Raw genomic sequence first — 15,246 nt, 5'->3', positions numbered from 1 at the left:
GGGTCGGTCAGCTGTGATGTTCACTCTCTGCTATCGACTCCACGTCTTCGAGCGTGGTGGGGATGTGGTACGGCGGCCTGCTCGTGCCCGTAATGCGATAGCGGTCCCAGAAATCAGGATCGCCCACGACGCACTCGGCGCGGCCCTCTGGTGTCACGAAGACAGCAACCGTGCGCCTGCCCGCGAGGAGGGCGTCGAGCGCATCATTTTTGTCGATCCTGCCGTACCAGGTGTACAAGCCGTTGAGGGGCTGGAAATAGCCTTTGATTTTCACCCGGACAGCAATCTCCTTGCCGCGGCACACCAAGGTGCCCTCGCCGGAGTAGTCGAGATCGTGGTCGTCAGACACGTAAAGCTCACTTTCTTCACATCAAGCGTTGACAAAAGAACACACTGGCAGTGACACTAGCAGTATCGGGTACCCAGAGTATCGGGTATAGAGACGAGACTCAGCTCGGCCCGGAACACAACGGAGGTGTCACATGACCGTTCAGAATGTTGAGATCAAGCCCGACGTTTCGACGGAAGGGGTGTCGCGCGTCAGTGCCCGCAAGCCCGTCGACATGCAAAGGTCTGCCGGCCGACTCCTGCGGGCGGCGGCCGAAAAGTTCTACGACGCGGAGATCGACATCGATTGGGACTCGCCCTGGGAGGAGGGAAAGTACTTCCTGCCCGAGCATCGTGTCTCGCTCTACGGCACCAAGCTGTGGGAGAAAATGAGCGATGAGCAGAAGGTGGAACTCGGGCGCCATGAAATTGTCAGCATTCTCAGCTTCGGTATCTACGCAGAGAATCTGCTCAGCTCAGCGCTGCTCCGAATGTCTGCCAAAGGTGCCCTGACAGATCAAAGGGCCCTCTACGCCCTTAACGAGATCGGCGACGAGGCACGTCACTCGACGATGTTTGCCCGGTTGATCAACAAGACGGGACTGGCGCCGTACAAGTTGCCGAAGGGATTCTTGGGCTTCGCGAAGATTCTGCATTTTGTGCCTCTCGGCCCGTCTGTATCCGGCGCGACATTGCTCATCGAAGAGATACTCGACCGCGCTCAGCGTGAGGCGATGAATGACCCGAAAATGCAGCCGCAGCTGCGCCAGCTCATGAAGATCCACGTTCTCGAAGAGGCCCGCCACATCACCTTCGCGCGGCTGGAAATGGTGGAGGGATGCAGCGTCGCGGACGCATCTCGCGCGCTTGGCATCGAGGCACGCTGGCGGTCATTGCGAACTTTGCGTACCCGTTGCTCATCAATCCGAAGGTGTACCCCGCTGTCGGAATCAACCGTCTGCGCGGGCTGTGGGCGCAGCAGACGAGCCCGAACTATCGCGTCAATTTGCAGTTCATGTCCGAGCCTATGATCCGGTTCTTCCACGAGGCCGGGATGATGGAGGGGAAATTCACGATGGCGATGTGGCGCGCAACGCGCAGCCTGCCCGACGATCTGCGCTAACACCCTCAGCCTGGCCCCCTCGGCCACTCGCCAACCCTCGACCCCACGTTCGGATGTCTCCGTTCGCGGGCTCGGGTGGATGACATTCTCACACCTGCGACGCGTTCCCGCGCCGTGCAGGTCCGTCTGCTGTATTTGATCAGGGAGCTTTTCACTCAATGCCGTCCTCCAACACCAAGCGCGCGGCGCGCGCCGCCACGGCGACAGACCCGGGAATAGCCGAGCCTATAATCACCAAGGTACTCATCATCGGCAGCGGATTTTCTGGGCTCGGTATGGCCGTGCAGCTCCGCCGGCGCGGGTATAGCGATTTCATCGTGCTGGAAAAGGCCGACTCTGTCGGTGGAACCTGGCGCGACAACACCTATCCAGGATGCGCATGCGACGTGCCGTCACTGATGTACTCCTACTCGTTCGAGAGCCGCGGTAGTTGGTCGAAGGTGTGGTCTTCGCAGCCCGAAATCGAGCAGTACCTGAAAGAGATCTCCGACAAGCGTGGTGTCACTCAGAAGATCCATTTTGGGCAGAAGTTGGTCTCCGGATACTGGAGCGAGTCCGAATCTCGGTGGCACCTGCGTACCGAGTCGGGCCGGGAGTACATCGCGCAGTACGTCGTGTCCGGTGTCGGCGCTCTGCACATCCCGAACTATCCGAACATCCCCGGAATCGATGAGTTCGCCGGCCAGGCATTCCATTCGGCAAAGTGGGACCACACGGTGGATCTCCAGGGCAAGCGGGTGGCCGTCATTGGCACCGGTGCCAGCGCGATTCAGTTCGTGCCATTCGTGCAGAAGGAGGCCGGCACACTCACGGTCTTCCAGCGAACCCCGGCTTGGGTACTTCCACGCAAGAACTTCGCGGTGCCGACGGCACTTCGGACCGTGCTCAGCAAGATCCCTATCACACGCCGCCTCGCTCGGTGGTCGGTCTACTGGGGCGCAGAGAGCCTGGCCTTCGGGCTCAACGGCCACTCCAACCTTATGCGACCAATCGAAAAAGTGGCGAAATGGAACATCGAGCGTTCTATCGCCGACCCTGAGCTACGCAGAAAGCTGATGCCGTCCTACCGCATCGGATGCAAACGCATCCTGGGATCGAACGACTACTACCCTGCACTCGCCGCGCCCAACACGACAGTGATCAGTGATCGGATTGAAAAGGTCACCGCGGATTCTATCGTCACCGCTGACGGCGTGTCACATCCTGTAGATGTGATCATTTACGCCACAGGGTTCCATGTCACAGACGGATTCGATCAACTCGCGCTCAAGGGCGCCCGGGGCGAAGACTTGCCGTCGCACTGGCACCGGACGGGCATCAACACCCACCTCGGCATCACCACCGAGGGCTTCCCGAACCTGTTCTTCCTGCTTGGACCTAACACAGGTCTTGGACACAACTCTGTGGTGTTCATGATCGAGCAGCAGATCAAGTACATCATGAAGGCCATCGACGCCGTCGACAGTCGCGGAGCGCAGCGTGTAGATGTGCGGCCCGAGGTTCAAGAACACTTCAACAAGAACATTCAGCACAAGCTCGCCAAGGGGGTATGGACCAACGGCGGGTGTACGAGCTGGTATCTGGACTCGCAGGGTGTCAACCGTACGGTGTGGCCCGGGTTCACCTGGCAGTACTGGCGAGCGACGAAGGACTTCAAGCCCGCCGAGTACGAGATCGCCTGACAACCCAGCCGTAGGTCATCGAGAAGTGAGTATTCAACAGTGAGTAGTTCGACAACAGATAACTATGCGAACCAGGTCGCAGTCGTCACGGGAGCCGCCTCAGGGATCGGCCGGTCCCTTGCCCTCCAATTGGCCGGACGCGGGGCCAGCCTTTCCTTGTCCGACGTCGACGAGGTGCATCTCGCGGAGACGGCGGCTATGTGCCGTACCGCGCATCGGGCGAAAGTCGAGACCGCCGTGTTGGACGTGGCAGATCGTGCCGCGGTCCAGGATTACGCCGAAAGCGTCCAGTCATCTTTCGGGTGCGTGAACATGGTGTTCAACAACGCCGGCGTCGCCCTCGGCGCCGACGTTGTTGACATGTCTTGGGAGGACTTTGACTGGCTGATGGGTATCAACTTCGGTGGTGTCGTCAATGGGACGAAGGCGTTCCTGCCTTATCTGATCGCCTCCGGTGATGGTCATCTGGTGAATACCTCCAGCGTCTTCGGTCTGGTCGGTATTCCCAGTCAAAGTGCTTACAACGCCGCCAAGTTCGGTGTGCGTGGCTTCACCGAAGCGCTTCGCCAAGAGATGAAGATCAGTCGGCATCCGGTCACAGTGACATGCGTTCACCCCGGCGGCGTCAAGACAAATATCGTCAATAACGCTCGGGGTGTATCCGATATGGGGGCAGATACCGCCACCATTGCCACAATGTTCAACAGCATCGCCAGGACCACTCCGGAGAAAGCGGCGTCCACCATCCTCAAGGGAATGGACAAGAAGAAGCCCCGAGTGCTGATCGGCGCAGACGCACGGGGCTTCGACTTTGTCGCACGCGTTGTGGGTCCGCGCTACCAGGACATCTCTGCGCCTATCACCCGCGCGGGCTACGCCTTCGCTCGCAAGCGGGGAATCATCAAATGACCGTCGAGCAGGAGAATCGGCCGGGCACCACCGCGCGATCGCGGACGCTGACCGTGTCGGAGGTCGTGCAAGAGACCAAGGACTCGGTGAGCATCGCCTTCGAAGTGCCTGACGAGATCGTCGACGATTTCAAGCATCTACCCGGGCAGTTCATTACGCTGAAGATCCCGTCCGACCAGACGGGCCACGTCGCACGATGCTATTCGCTGAGCAGTTCACCTCATGTCGATGACTTCCGCCTCGAGATCGGGGTGAAGCGCACCGCTGGGGGATACGCGTCAAACTGGTTGTGCGACAACGTCTCCGTCGGCATGGAAATGACCGTACTGACGCCGTCGGGAAAGTTTACCGCTAAGAGCCTCGACGTCGACATGCTTTTCTTCGCCGGCGGAAGCGGCATCACGCCGATCCTGTCGCTGGTGAAGTCGGCACTGGTGTCGGGCAGTGGGGAAGTCGTCCTGTTCTACGCGAACCTTGACGCCGATTCGATCATGTACGAGCGCCAGCTTCAGCAGATCAGATCCGAATTCCCCGAGCGGTTCACTTTGGTCGACTGGCTTGAGTCGGAGAACGGGATCCCCACATCCGAGGCTGTCGAGAAGATTATTCGTGATCACAAGGGATCGGTGATCTTCACCTGCGGCCCTTCCCCCTTCATGGATCTGGTGGAAAGGTCTGCCACCGCGTGTGGAGTGGACCATTCGGATGTACATCGGGAGGTGTTCCAGTCGCTGGCGGGTGACCCGTTCGACACCGCCACACTGCGTCGACTCAGTGACGATGAGGGTGTAGCTACCGCCACGGTTTACCTCAACGGAGAGTGCATCACCACGGAGTGGCCACGTAACACGCCGCTGCTCGATGTGCTGCTCTCACGAGGGCACAACGCCCCGTACTCGTGTCGAGAGGGCGCATGCAGCGCGTGTGTGTGCAAGCTCATCGAGGGTGATGTCGACATGGTGCAGAACAACATCCTCGTCGACGATGACATTGAGGACGGTGAGCGACTCGCGTGCCAGGCACTTCCGCTCACCGACGCTGTGACGGTGAGCTTCGATGACCTCTGACTCGATGACCTCTGACTCTTCGGGAGCTGGCCTGTTGTCGCCGCGGTCGCGGGAGGTTCTCTCTAGTGACGGCACAAGGCTGTTCGTTGAGGAGTACGGGCTGGGTGATGATGCGCCGCTGTTGGTGTTCAGCCACGGGTGGGCTTGCCAGGGTCGGTTCTGGAGACCTCAGATCGAACACTTCGCCAACACACACCGTGTGGTGGTATATGACCAACGAGGACATGGCTGGAGTGACCGGGGTCGCGCCCCCTTCTCTTCGTCGTTGCTCGGCGACGATCTCGAGGCGGTCTTGCGCGCGGTCGTCACGTCGAGTCGTAAGGCCTTGGTGTCCGGTCACAGTATGGGCGGGATGTCCATCATGGGTTGGGCTGCCGAGCACCCGGAGTCGGTGCCCCTCCTAGCCCGTGGTGCCGTCTTGGCGAGCACTGGACCCTCCCAGTTGGTTAGCCGATCGACGTTAATAAGGTCGCCACGTCGACTCCGCGCCACACTGGAGCGAGCCTTCGCAGCCGGGCTCGCCATCGCGGGACCGGAGATGCTTGACACTCGTTTCAACCGACGGTTGGTAAAATACGGGACGATGGGCCCGCACGCGTCGGCCGACGTTGTAGCGGAGTGTTCCGACATAGTGCTGCGTTGCCCCCCTGCGGTGCGGGGAATGTGGGGCAAGGTCCTGGCCTCCATTGACGTCAGCAAAGGAGTCGACTCACTTGCGGTTCCGATGACAGTGATCGTGGGCTCTGCCGACAAGTTGACACCCGAGGTTCATTCCATTGATCTCGCCGAACGCCTGCAGCAGCGCGGTCGGTTGCACGATTTCGTGGTGTTGCCGCAGATCGGTCACATGATCAACATGGAGGCACCGAACGATTTCAACGAAGCAGCGGCGCGATTGGACGCAGCCACGGTAGAAAGTTGACTCCTGAACCGTATCTATGACCGAATGCACATGAGCTGATGATCGCTTGGGGGAGGGACTTCCGGTATTGTTACTCCTAGAATGTCAGTCGTCCGCCGAGTTTCCTCCGCGCCATCTCAGGTGCAGCGCCGGGTGATGGATGCCCGTAGCACTCGTTGGGATGAACACCGAGTCGCGGTACGCGCACAGCTGGTCGACGCGGCCATCCGGATCATCGAACGCTATGGCGCAAGCGTCAGCATGGACGACATCGCTGCGGAGGCCGGCGTATCTAAGCCGAAGCTGTACCGCTACTTCGGCGACAAAGCGGGCTTGAACGGGGCGGTGGCGGCAAAACTCGGTGCGTTGATGTGGGAGTCGGCGCAAGTCACAATCTTTGCTGAGCAAGATCATGCGTCTGTTGACGATATGATTCGCTCGTCGGTCCAGTCCTACGTCGCGCTGGTTGGGAAACACCCCGTGGTCGTCAGGTTCCTTATGGCGAATCACTTGTTTCAGTACTCCGGATCGGGAGATGGCGGAGTTGCTGACCAACTGAGGTCGGTGATGGAGGCCGTCGCCGACCGGTTCACTGAAAGTCTGCAGCGTGTTCACGCAGATGCCTCGATCATTCCCTTGGCCGTGGCGTCCATTCTGGGTTCTGGACTATCGGCGACTCAGTGGTGGATCGACAACGGTCGTGAGCAAGGGGTAGACGACAAGTTCTTCGCCGCACACCTATCGGAGACAACGTGGGGAATAATCAACGGCGCGGCCGCAACCGTAGGCGTTGCCTTCTCACCTGATCTGCCATTTAGCCATCCCGGTTTCGCGTCCCGCCTCGAGATGAACTGACCCGCGTTTGCAGCTAGTTGCTGGCCCAGTGTGCCGCTGGCTCTGGATGTAATTCCGCCGCCGGCACCCCCGGTACGCAGCCATCGGACTACTCACGCCACAAGCTTTTCCCTCTTCGCCGAGGCGCCCCTGCACGTCAGCGAACTCGACGAGTAATCCTTTCATGGCACTGCATTAGAGTGAATGTCGGCGGTCACTGTCAGGCTTGCACGACTCGCCTGCCGAGGAACCCGACATATGCGACCACCCCAATCAAACCGTAAACGCGGGACCGGCTGTTGGAGAGGGCGAGGCCGATCAGGGTCTCACTTGCACCATTCGCGTAAGTCCATTCACGCGTGTTCTCGGGAAATGCAAGCTTGGTGATCGATTCAAAAGCCTGCGGAACAACAAAGTGCGCCAACCCTGTTCCCGCCATTCCCAAACCGATCAATTTCGGCAACACCGACGTCGTCGCCTTTCCGGTCTTGTAGGCGGTTTTCGCTGTCACCACCGCCGGACTCCTAGACGCAACGGCCGCAGCCACATGCGTTGCCTTCGACTTCTGCTTTTCAGCAATTTTCAATTGCCGCACCTTTCGTCGCAATCATAATCTGAGCCCAGCCGGAATTGCGGCCGATCCACACCCGACGTGACCGCTCGGGTGTCAGTAATCTAAAACCCCCCGCCCACCCCGGTGGGCTAGCCCACCACCAGCGCGATTCAGACCTCCCTTTTCAGTGCGGCCTCGTTGAATCCAGAGGAGTGAATCGCCCGGCTTGAAAAGCTCGATTAGGCGGTATCCGGCTTCTGCTGGGACCGGATTTCACGATGGTCGGTGATCGTCGGGTTCGACCAGTAGGCGGTCTCGGATTCGATGGGTGGACGTTCGATCTTGCCGCGTAGGCGGCGATGGTTGAGTCATTCGATGCTAAGTGCTCCGGCCCCGGGAAGGCCCCATAAGAGACGAAACCCTGATCCCGTCCATGCCCGACTTCAACCCTCCCGTGCCATCAGGAAATAGCCAGCCAGTGAGGTTATCTCGATCAACGAGCACCCGACGATTTCGCCGAGAAGATGGTTTCCTTGCCGTGTTGACCCGAAAGGAGGCCTCAGCTCAGCGCCGCTTGCTTGCACCAACAAGGTGGTCCGCCAAAATACCTTGGTCACCGAACAGCTCCGATCCCCAGGTCTCGAGCAAGTGCACTGTGGGGTTGTCGCTGGGATGGAACCCGCGCCGTGTGTAGGTTCCCAACTCACGCAACACATCTCGGTTTATCCACGGGTTGGTGCGCATAGCCGCCACGCTGCGTAGAACACGAGCGGGGTTGTACGTGGCGCGATCGGTGAGCATCGACGCCAGCGTGGACACGGTCACGAGCCCCAGGAACGTGATGTGGATGCCACGCATCGTGCCAATACGCAGAGCTTCACTGCCACCGATGGCTCGGTAGACGTCGAACGCCACCGCTTTGTGCTCGACCTCCTCGTAGGCGTGCCACAGCAAAAGCCCTCGCATTTCGTCCGAGGTGAGCAGACTGCGCGCCTCAGGATTCGTGAGAAGCAGAGAGGCCAGGGTCGCCGTGTAATGCTCGAGGCCTGCGGTCATGGCCAACGAATATTTATGTGGCGCATGGCGATAGATCATCGCCAACGCCCGCTTGGTGAGGCGGTCATTGAGCCTTGTGGGGTAACCCATCTCCTGGAGACGCTCGTTGATCTCTCGGTGCTCGCGTCCGTGTGTCGCCTCTTGGCCGATGAACCCGTCGACTTGAGCCCGCAACGTCGGATCGGTGATCTCATCCTTGTAGTACTTGACTGACCGGATGAAAAAGTCCTCGCCTTCGGGGAAGACGGACGACAGCATGGATACGACGTGACTCATTATCAGGTCGTCGGAGACATAGTGCCGGTTCATAGCGCCCTGCGGATAGGAGAACTTTATCCGCCGCGCACGTATGGGCGTCCCCGCCTTGGTGTCGGCCACCCCCGCGTCGTCGACGGACGAAATAGCGCGTTCGTTCCCGTTCATGCTGACCTCCGGTCGTGCCGCGAACCAGAGTATGTGTTGGCGGTCACAAGTATATCCGAGTATCGGTCTGCATGGACGTGTTGTCAATGGTCGAGCAGCCCCATTCAGCCCCGAAGTGAGTACCGCGCGGGGGGCGCTCAGGCAGGCCCCTCGGCTTTACCTACGCCCGTCCACCTACGCCCGGACCCCCGATCGGGCGATCCCGATGCCAGATCTGCACGCTGCGTTGCAGGCAATGCGCGCGGACATCGCCTGTGGAGAGGAGATCGCTTGAGGACGATCTCAGGGAGCCGCATACCGCTATCCGCGCTCGGTCGCGCCGGCGATCACCGATAAGCAGCACCACCGGTGCGATCTTGCAGTTACCGCCTCACCACACCCCGGCCCCACCCAAACAAGTGGTGGTTGCGGAGCAGCGATTGAGCGCCTGAGGATGAGTGCAGTGCAATGACGAAGCCGACGATCATCGCCAGTGCACCGATCCGCGTCGAACCCGACGGCGACCCGTCGTGAAGACGTCGTCGAAGTCCATGGGCGCAGGTTACGCACTTCCTTTAGGCTCGGGCGGGGGTTGCCTTGCGGTGTCGTCCTCAGGCGCGAATGGCGGTGCCGCTCGGGCTCGGTGTGGCCGGGCGGTCCCCGGCTCGGGCGAACCGCAGGACGTCGTCGGCGACGTCGCCGCGGAGCAGTCGACGGTCGGTGTAGTAGCTCATGGACATGACCCACGGGGCCTTCAGTCCTTGCTTTGGGAACGTGTCCAGCGATCGCTGAACGTAACCGGCAGCGAAGTCGAGCAGCGGACGGGTCTGCATCGACGGATCGGCGACCGCCCACACACTGTCGTATCCGTGAGAGTCCATGTAAGCCAGCAACTTACAGAAGTATTTACAGAGCAGGCCGATCTTTAGCGTCCAGGACGCATTCGTGTAGCCGACGGCGAGTGCGAAATTAGGTACGCCGGACAGCATCATGCCCCGATACACAACTGAGTCGGTCAACGATACGACGCGACCGTCGACGCTGAGTTCGACACCGCCGATGAGCTTCATGTTGAGGCCAGTCGCGGTGACTATGATATCTGCTTCTAGTTCTTCTCCGCTCGCGAGCAGAACACCGGTCTCGGTGAACCTGTCAATGCGGTCGGTGACGATCGACGCCTTGCCGGATCGAATGGTGCGGAACAGGTCGGAGTCGGGCACCACGCACAGCCGCTGATCCCACGGGTTGTAGGGCGGATTGAAATGAGTATCCACGGGATACCCCTTGGGAAGCTGGAACTGATTGATCTTACGGATCGCCCGGCGGGCCAGGCTAGGGAAGCGTACGGATAGATCGAAGGCCAGCCGCTGCTGGGCGACGTTCTTCTCGCGCGTGAGTGCATATCCACGCTTGTCGCCCAACACCTTCCGGAGGAAGTTCGCGATGACGTCCTCGCGTGGTAGCGGGACGATGTAGGTGGGCGTTCGCTGCAGCATCGTCACATGAGCGGCGCGCTCGGCCATCGCCGGCAACAGCGTCACCGCCGTTGCGCCGCTACCGATCACGACGACACGTTTGTCTGTGTAGTCCAGATCCTCCGGCCAGTGCTGTGGATGGACGATCTGTCCCTGAAAGCGTTCGCGCCCGGCGAAGTCCGGAGTGAAGCCCTCGTCGTAGTCGTAGTATCCGGAGCCGCAGAAGATCCAGCGCGCACTGATATGGATCCGTTCGCCGCTGTCGGCACGGTCGATGGACACCAGCCATCGCGCGTCGTCGGAGGCCCAGGACGCCGATACCACCCGGTGCTCGTACCGGATGTGATCGGACAGACCGTTCTCGTCAATCGTCTCGTGCAGATAGTCAAGGATCCGAGGGGCGTCCGCGATGGCCTGCTTGTCGGTCCACGGCTTGAACTCGTAGCCGAAGGTCTGCAAATCGGAATCCGACCGAACCCCCGGATATCGGAAGAGGTCCCACGTCCCGCCGGGAGCGCTCCGGGCTTCGACGACGGTAAACGTCTTCGCTGGGTGTTCGGTCCGCAGATACCGCGCAGCTCCGATGCCCGATATGCCGGCACCGATGATGAGGACGTCGACGCGGTCGGTGGTCGTTAAGGTCACGTGGGCTCCTTTGGTTGCTGATGCTGACACAGTGTCCAGCATGCACCGTGTCTAGCTGTACTGCCCAGGCAGGTTGGTTGAGGGATTGCGACGACACGCGGTAGTGGGTCGTTGAACAGCGAAGGTCTCCCGTCGTGAAGTGGAGCTGCTACGACACACACTTCACAACCGGGAGACCTTCGTGGTTCACGCTAACGCACCTTTGACCCCCAAGGGCCGACTACTGCTGGCCCGTCGCATCGTCGATGACGGCTGGCCCATCGTCAGGGCAGCCGAACACTTCAACGTTTCGTGGCCGACCGCCAAACGCTGGGCCACTCGCTATGTCGAGATGGGCCCAGAGGGCATGTACGACCGCTCGAGTCGTCCTCATCGCAGTCCGAACCGCACCCCCGAGCCGATCAAACGCAAGATCGTGGCCCTGCGGTGGCGTCAGCGCCTCTCACCCCAGGCGATCGGCTCCCGACTGTCGATGCCGGCCTCGACCGTGCACGCGGTGCTGGTCCGATGCCGGCTCAACCGGCTCTCCCACATCGACATCCGCACTGGGGAAGTGATCCGCCGCTACGAGCACCCTCATCCGGGCTCGATGATCCACGTCGACGTCAAGAAACTCGGCAACATCCCCGTCGGTGGCGGCTGGCGGTTCGTCGGACGCGCCAAAGGACGCAAGAATCGGCAGGCCACGCCGGGAACCCGCCGGAGCAAGCACCACAACGAACTACTCGGACATGCCTTCGTGCACACCGTCATCGACGATCACTCTCGCGTCGCCTATGCCGAGATCCATGACGACGAAACCGCTGTCACCGCAGCCGGAGTCCTTCAGCGAGCCGTGGGCTGGTTCGCGGCCCGCGGCGTCACTGTCGAACGAGTCTTGTCCGACAACGGTGGCTGCTACCGCTCAGCGTTGTGGAAGCGCACCTGCACCGAGCTCGGAGTCACGGCGAAGTACACACGCCCCTACCGGCCGCAAACCAACGGCAAGATCGAACGGTTCCACCGGACCATGGCCGCCGAATGGGCTTTCGCCCGGCACTACCGGTCCGAACAAGCCCGACGCGCAGCGTTGCCAGGATGGTTGCACACCTACAATCACCACCGGCAACACTCCGCCATCGGCCGGAACGTTCCCTTCAGCCGCTTGACCAACGTCCCTGGGCAGTACATCTAGCCACTGGTTTCACCGGGTTGGATGCACCACGTCGGCTGATCGGCGAGGTCGCGGCGGTGTTCTTTCCTCCGGAACGGGTCCGGGTCAGTGCCCAGGTTTACTTCTCGTGTTCGTGGTACGGGGCGGCACCGAGATCAAGAACGGGCCAGCGTTGTCGGGTCCAGCGTTGTCGGGTACGGACCTGAGTCGGTCCGGGATGATCTGCCACCGCACCAAATTCTCAAGGCCAAATCCTCAAGAAAGCGCCGTCCAGAGAATGCGGACCACTAGTGCAGACGTCGGCCGGATTCGAGGTCGGCGAGCAATGACGAGACGGTCTCGGCGGAGTCGGTCTTGTTGGTGCCGATGAATCCCGACGGTCCGCGTTTGATCCAGCCGGTCACGTACATTCCCGTCACCGGATCCGCTCCTGACAGCACACGGCCTTCGGCATTCGGGATGACCCCGCGTGCATCGTCGAAGGGCAGGCCCGGCACCGCGATCCCGCGATAACCGACCGAGGTCAGGATGAGTCCGGCATCGAGCACCGACGTCTCGCCCGTGGTTTCGATCCCGGCCGCGACGCCCGCATCGTCGATCACCGGACGGTTGCGGCCGATCCTCAATCCACAAGCCCGGCCATCCTGCCCGGCAATGACTTCCAGCGGCGAACTGAAGAACGCCAACCGGATTCGACGGCCCTTCGGCGCGGGACGGGCAGCGCATTCGGCGAGGAGATCGAGCTTGGCCCGCAGCGTCATGTCGAGGTCGTGCGCCGCAGGTGATGCCTTGTCGAGATCAGCCGGATCGACGGTGACGGCAACGCCGGAATCCACCAAGCCGATCATCTCGGGCAGGGTGAACGCCGCATGTAGGGGGCCGCGCCGACCCATCACGACGATCTCGCGTACGTTTGACCGCCGCAGTTCGGCCAACGCGGCCTGAGAGATCGAGGTCTCGGCGAGCGATTCGGGATCCGCCACGAGGATCCGCGCGACATCGAGGGCGACGTTGCCGTTGCCAACGACCACAGCACGTTCGGTGGAGAGATCGACGTCGAGGTCGGTAAAATCAGGATGGCCGTTGTACCAACCGACGAACGATGTGGCGCTCGAGACGCCGACGTGGTCGATGCCGGGCAGCGTGAGTGGCTTGTCGGTGGGTGCGCCGCCCGCCCAGATCACTCCCTGGTGACGCGAGCGCAGCTCGGCGAGGGTGATGTCACGCCCCACCTCGGTGTGCAGCAGGATCTCCAGGCGCGGGTTGCGGGCGATGTCGTCGAACAGTCGCATCACCTTCCGGGTGTTCAGGTGATCGGGGGCGACACCGAATCGCACCAACCCGAACGGCCGGTCGAGGCGCTCGTACATGGTGACCGAAATCTGCGGCTGACGTAGCAGTTCGTCGGCGGCGTACATCGCCGACGGCCCGGATCCGACGATGCCGATCGACACACGCTCGTCGACGGCGAGCTGATGGGGATGGCCGATGGGTGCGAGCGGCAACCGACGCGACGGGTCCACCGGAAAGCGAGCGGTCCAGTCGGCGGGGTGTTGATACTGAGCGGCGTTAACCTTGGCAAATCTTTCCTGCCCGACTGGCAGACGGTGGCTTGGAAAAATCGCACCGACGGGGCATGCGCTCACGCAAGCACCACAATCGACGCAGGTCGCGGGATCGATGTATAGCATTTCGGCGATGCCGAAATCCGGTTCTTCGGGCGTTGGATGGATGCAGTTGACGGGGCACGCGTATACGCATGACGCGTCCCCACAACACGCCTGGGTGATGACGTGGGACATGGTCTCGGTGAATACCCGCGCTCCGTGCCGCTCAGGCCGAGGTGTAGATGGGTTCGCTGCGGAAACGCGAAGGGCGACCGCTGATTCCGAGTGCACGCCACAACATGCGCGCCACCGGATTCATCAAGCCACTCTGCTCGCCGAGCATGCGGACGTCACCGAAGGTGTTTCTCAGGAACCGCTTCGATTCGGGGGACCGCCAGAAGCTGTCCTTCATGACCTCGCCGGGGATGTCGAATCGCTTGGCGAAGCTGCGCGGCGGAACGATGATGGCGTTGCACAGGACGCGCATTATGATGGGCAACATCAACGACATCATGAACCGCTGGAACCGGCCGCGCTGTGGGACCTGTTCGCGGATCAGGTGATGCGCGAAGGATATGTGGCGTGCCTCTTCGGCGACATGGAGCTGCATCACCGCCGCCATCGTTGGATGAAGGTTGGCGCGCGTGCGCAGAAAATCCTTCTGGATGTGATCGATCGGTTCTTCGCCGCCGAGCACCCCCAAGAAGAAGAGAGTAGGAAATACCGTCGACAGCAGCGGGACAAATGGCGAGATGAGGCGGAAGCCCACCTTCGCTCCCGGCACATCCATCCCAGTGCGATTGACGAACTCCTGGAACATCAGAGTGTGGTTGCACTCTTCCTTGCATTCATGCGTCGTATACCGGAATTCACGTGCCCCGTTGGGGAGCTTAAAGCTGTATTGCATGAGCCCGCGGATGAGAATTGATTCGAACTGCAGTCCGACCTTGGCAACGTTGGCCTGCCGCCACATGCCGATCTCGATCTGCTTCTCCTGCGGAAGCTGCTGATACCACGGATGTCGGCCGATTGGGTCGACCTCAGGTGAAAGGATCCACCGCGGGTCATTGTCGATGATCGCCATGTCCGGCGCGTCCCAGTCGATGTCGATGTAGGGATCGAAGTTGCGGTGGACAGACGCCGCGGACAAGTCGTCGAGAACCTGGACGTAATCGTGATCGGTACCGGTCTTGTCGTGCTCGGGCACGTACCGTGCCGGGGCGGGCTTGCGGGTGTCCGGAGAGGTTGGTGTCAATGCACTTGTCATCGTCGCTCCTTCGGGTGGCGCCGGATCGGACCACAGCGATACTTCCCTTTCCAGATTATTTCGACGACCCACTATTTGTCAACATTCGATGTCACGTTTGGGGCCGTGTGATGCCTGGTCGGCGCAGCCGCTGACGGGGGTGCCGCCGAGGTATCCGGTACGGAGCCCGTTGTGTCAGTGATGTACCTCGATGCGCTGGTGTCAAGGTCGAAGATGGTGCGCATGTACGAATAAGCACGCACACG

12 protein-coding genes and 1 pseudogene are annotated in these 15,246 nt (G+C 61.0%); 7 read left to right on the top strand and 6 right to left on the bottom strand.

What is annotated here, in order from left to right:
• Positions 1-7: 7 nt before the first annotated feature.
• Positions 8-349, bottom strand: coding sequence for a DUF4873 domain-containing protein (locus PWF70_RS20635; protein WP_006361213.1), 342 nt, complete (start codon positions 347-349; stop codon positions 8-10).
• Positions 350-482: 133 nt separating this feature from the next.
• Here PWF70_RS20635 and PWF70_RS20630 point away from each other — a divergent pair.
• The 6 genes and pseudogenes from PWF70_RS20630 to PWF70_RS20605 all read left to right on the top strand — a co-directional run bounded on the left by PWF70_RS20630 (position 483) and on the right by PWF70_RS20605 (position 6,864).
• Positions 483-1,450 (top strand): annotated as a pseudogene (locus PWF70_RS20630) (AurF N-oxygenase family protein).
• 158 nt (positions 1,451-1,608) lie between these two features.
• Entirely contained in the window at positions 1,609-3,132 is a 1,524-nt protein-coding gene (locus PWF70_RS20625; protein WP_006361211.1) for a flavin-containing monooxygenase, read from the top strand.
• Between the two features lie 39 nt (positions 3,133-3,171).
• Positions 3,172-4,041, top strand: a complete 870-nt coding sequence (locus PWF70_RS20620) for an SDR family NAD(P)-dependent oxidoreductase (protein ID WP_286352763.1) — start codon at positions 3,172-3,174, stop codon at positions 4,039-4,041.
• The gene (locus PWF70_RS20615; RefSeq protein WP_035756060.1) at positions 4,038-5,108 is read left to right on the top strand and encodes a ferredoxin--NADP reductase; all 1,071 of its coding nucleotides are present in this window, start codon (positions 4,038-4,040) and stop codon (positions 5,106-5,108) included. Before PWF70_RS20620 ends, PWF70_RS20615 begins: the two co-directional genes overlap by 4 nt.
• Positions 5,109-5,112: 4 nt before the next feature.
• Positions 5,113-6,030, top strand: a complete 918-nt coding sequence (locus tag PWF70_RS20610; protein WP_286352990.1) for an alpha/beta fold hydrolase — start codon at positions 5,113-5,115, stop codon at positions 6,028-6,030.
• 81 nt (positions 6,031-6,111) lie between these two features.
• Positions 6,112-6,864: a TetR/AcrR family transcriptional regulator gene (locus tag PWF70_RS20605; RefSeq protein WP_035755987.1), complete on the top strand. Its 753-nt coding sequence runs from the start codon at positions 6,112-6,114 to the stop codon at positions 6,862-6,864.
• Between the two features lie 199 nt (positions 6,865-7,063).
• Here PWF70_RS20605 and PWF70_RS24150 read toward each other — a convergent pair whose 3' ends face one another.
• The 3 genes from PWF70_RS24150 to PWF70_RS20590 form a co-directional block, all read right to left on the bottom strand.
• The gene (locus tag PWF70_RS24150) at positions 7,064-7,429 is read right to left on the bottom strand and encodes a DoxX-related protein (RefSeq protein ID WP_316042977.1); all 366 of its coding nucleotides are present in this window, start codon (positions 7,427-7,429) and stop codon (positions 7,064-7,066) included.
• Between the two features lie 531 nt (positions 7,430-7,960).
• On the bottom strand, positions 7,961-8,875 hold the full coding sequence (locus PWF70_RS20595) for a metal-dependent hydrolase (protein WP_006359124.1): 915 nt from the start codon (positions 8,873-8,875) through the stop codon (positions 7,961-7,963).
• A gap of 590 nt (positions 8,876-9,465) precedes the next feature.
• Positions 9,466-11,016: a flavin-containing monooxygenase gene (locus PWF70_RS20590; protein WP_042378920.1), complete on the bottom strand. Its 1,551-nt coding sequence runs from the start codon at positions 11,014-11,016 to the stop codon at positions 9,466-9,468.
• A 139-nt stretch (positions 11,017-11,155) separates the two neighbouring features.
• On the opposite strand from PWF70_RS20590, the gene PWF70_RS20585 reads away from it, so the two are divergent.
• Entirely contained in the window at positions 11,156-12,148 is a 993-nt protein-coding gene (locus PWF70_RS20585) for an IS481 family transposase (protein WP_155225357.1), read from the top strand.
• Positions 12,149-12,414: 266 nt separating this feature from the next.
• Here PWF70_RS20585 and PWF70_RS20580 read toward each other — a convergent pair whose 3' ends face one another.
• Together PWF70_RS20580 and PWF70_RS20575 are read right to left on the bottom strand one after the other, a co-directional pair.
• On the bottom strand, positions 12,415-13,929 hold the full coding sequence (locus tag PWF70_RS20580) for a 4Fe-4S binding protein (RefSeq protein WP_042378911.1): 1,515 nt from the start codon (positions 13,927-13,929) through the stop codon (positions 12,415-12,417).
• A 31-nt stretch (positions 13,930-13,960) separates the two neighbouring features.
• On the bottom strand, positions 13,961-15,001 hold the full coding sequence (locus PWF70_RS20575; protein WP_006359127.1) for an AurF N-oxygenase family protein: 1,041 nt from the start codon (positions 14,999-15,001) through the stop codon (positions 13,961-13,963).
• Positions 15,002-15,246 lie beyond the last annotated feature (245 nt).

Origin of the sequence: Gordonia sp. Swx-4 (genome assembly GCF_030316175.1) — a bacterium.
Classification (GTDB): Bacteria; Actinomycetota; Actinomycetes; order Mycobacteriales; family Mycobacteriaceae; genus Gordonia; species Gordonia alkanivorans.
This window is presented reverse-complemented; position numbering and strand designations above follow the sequence as displayed.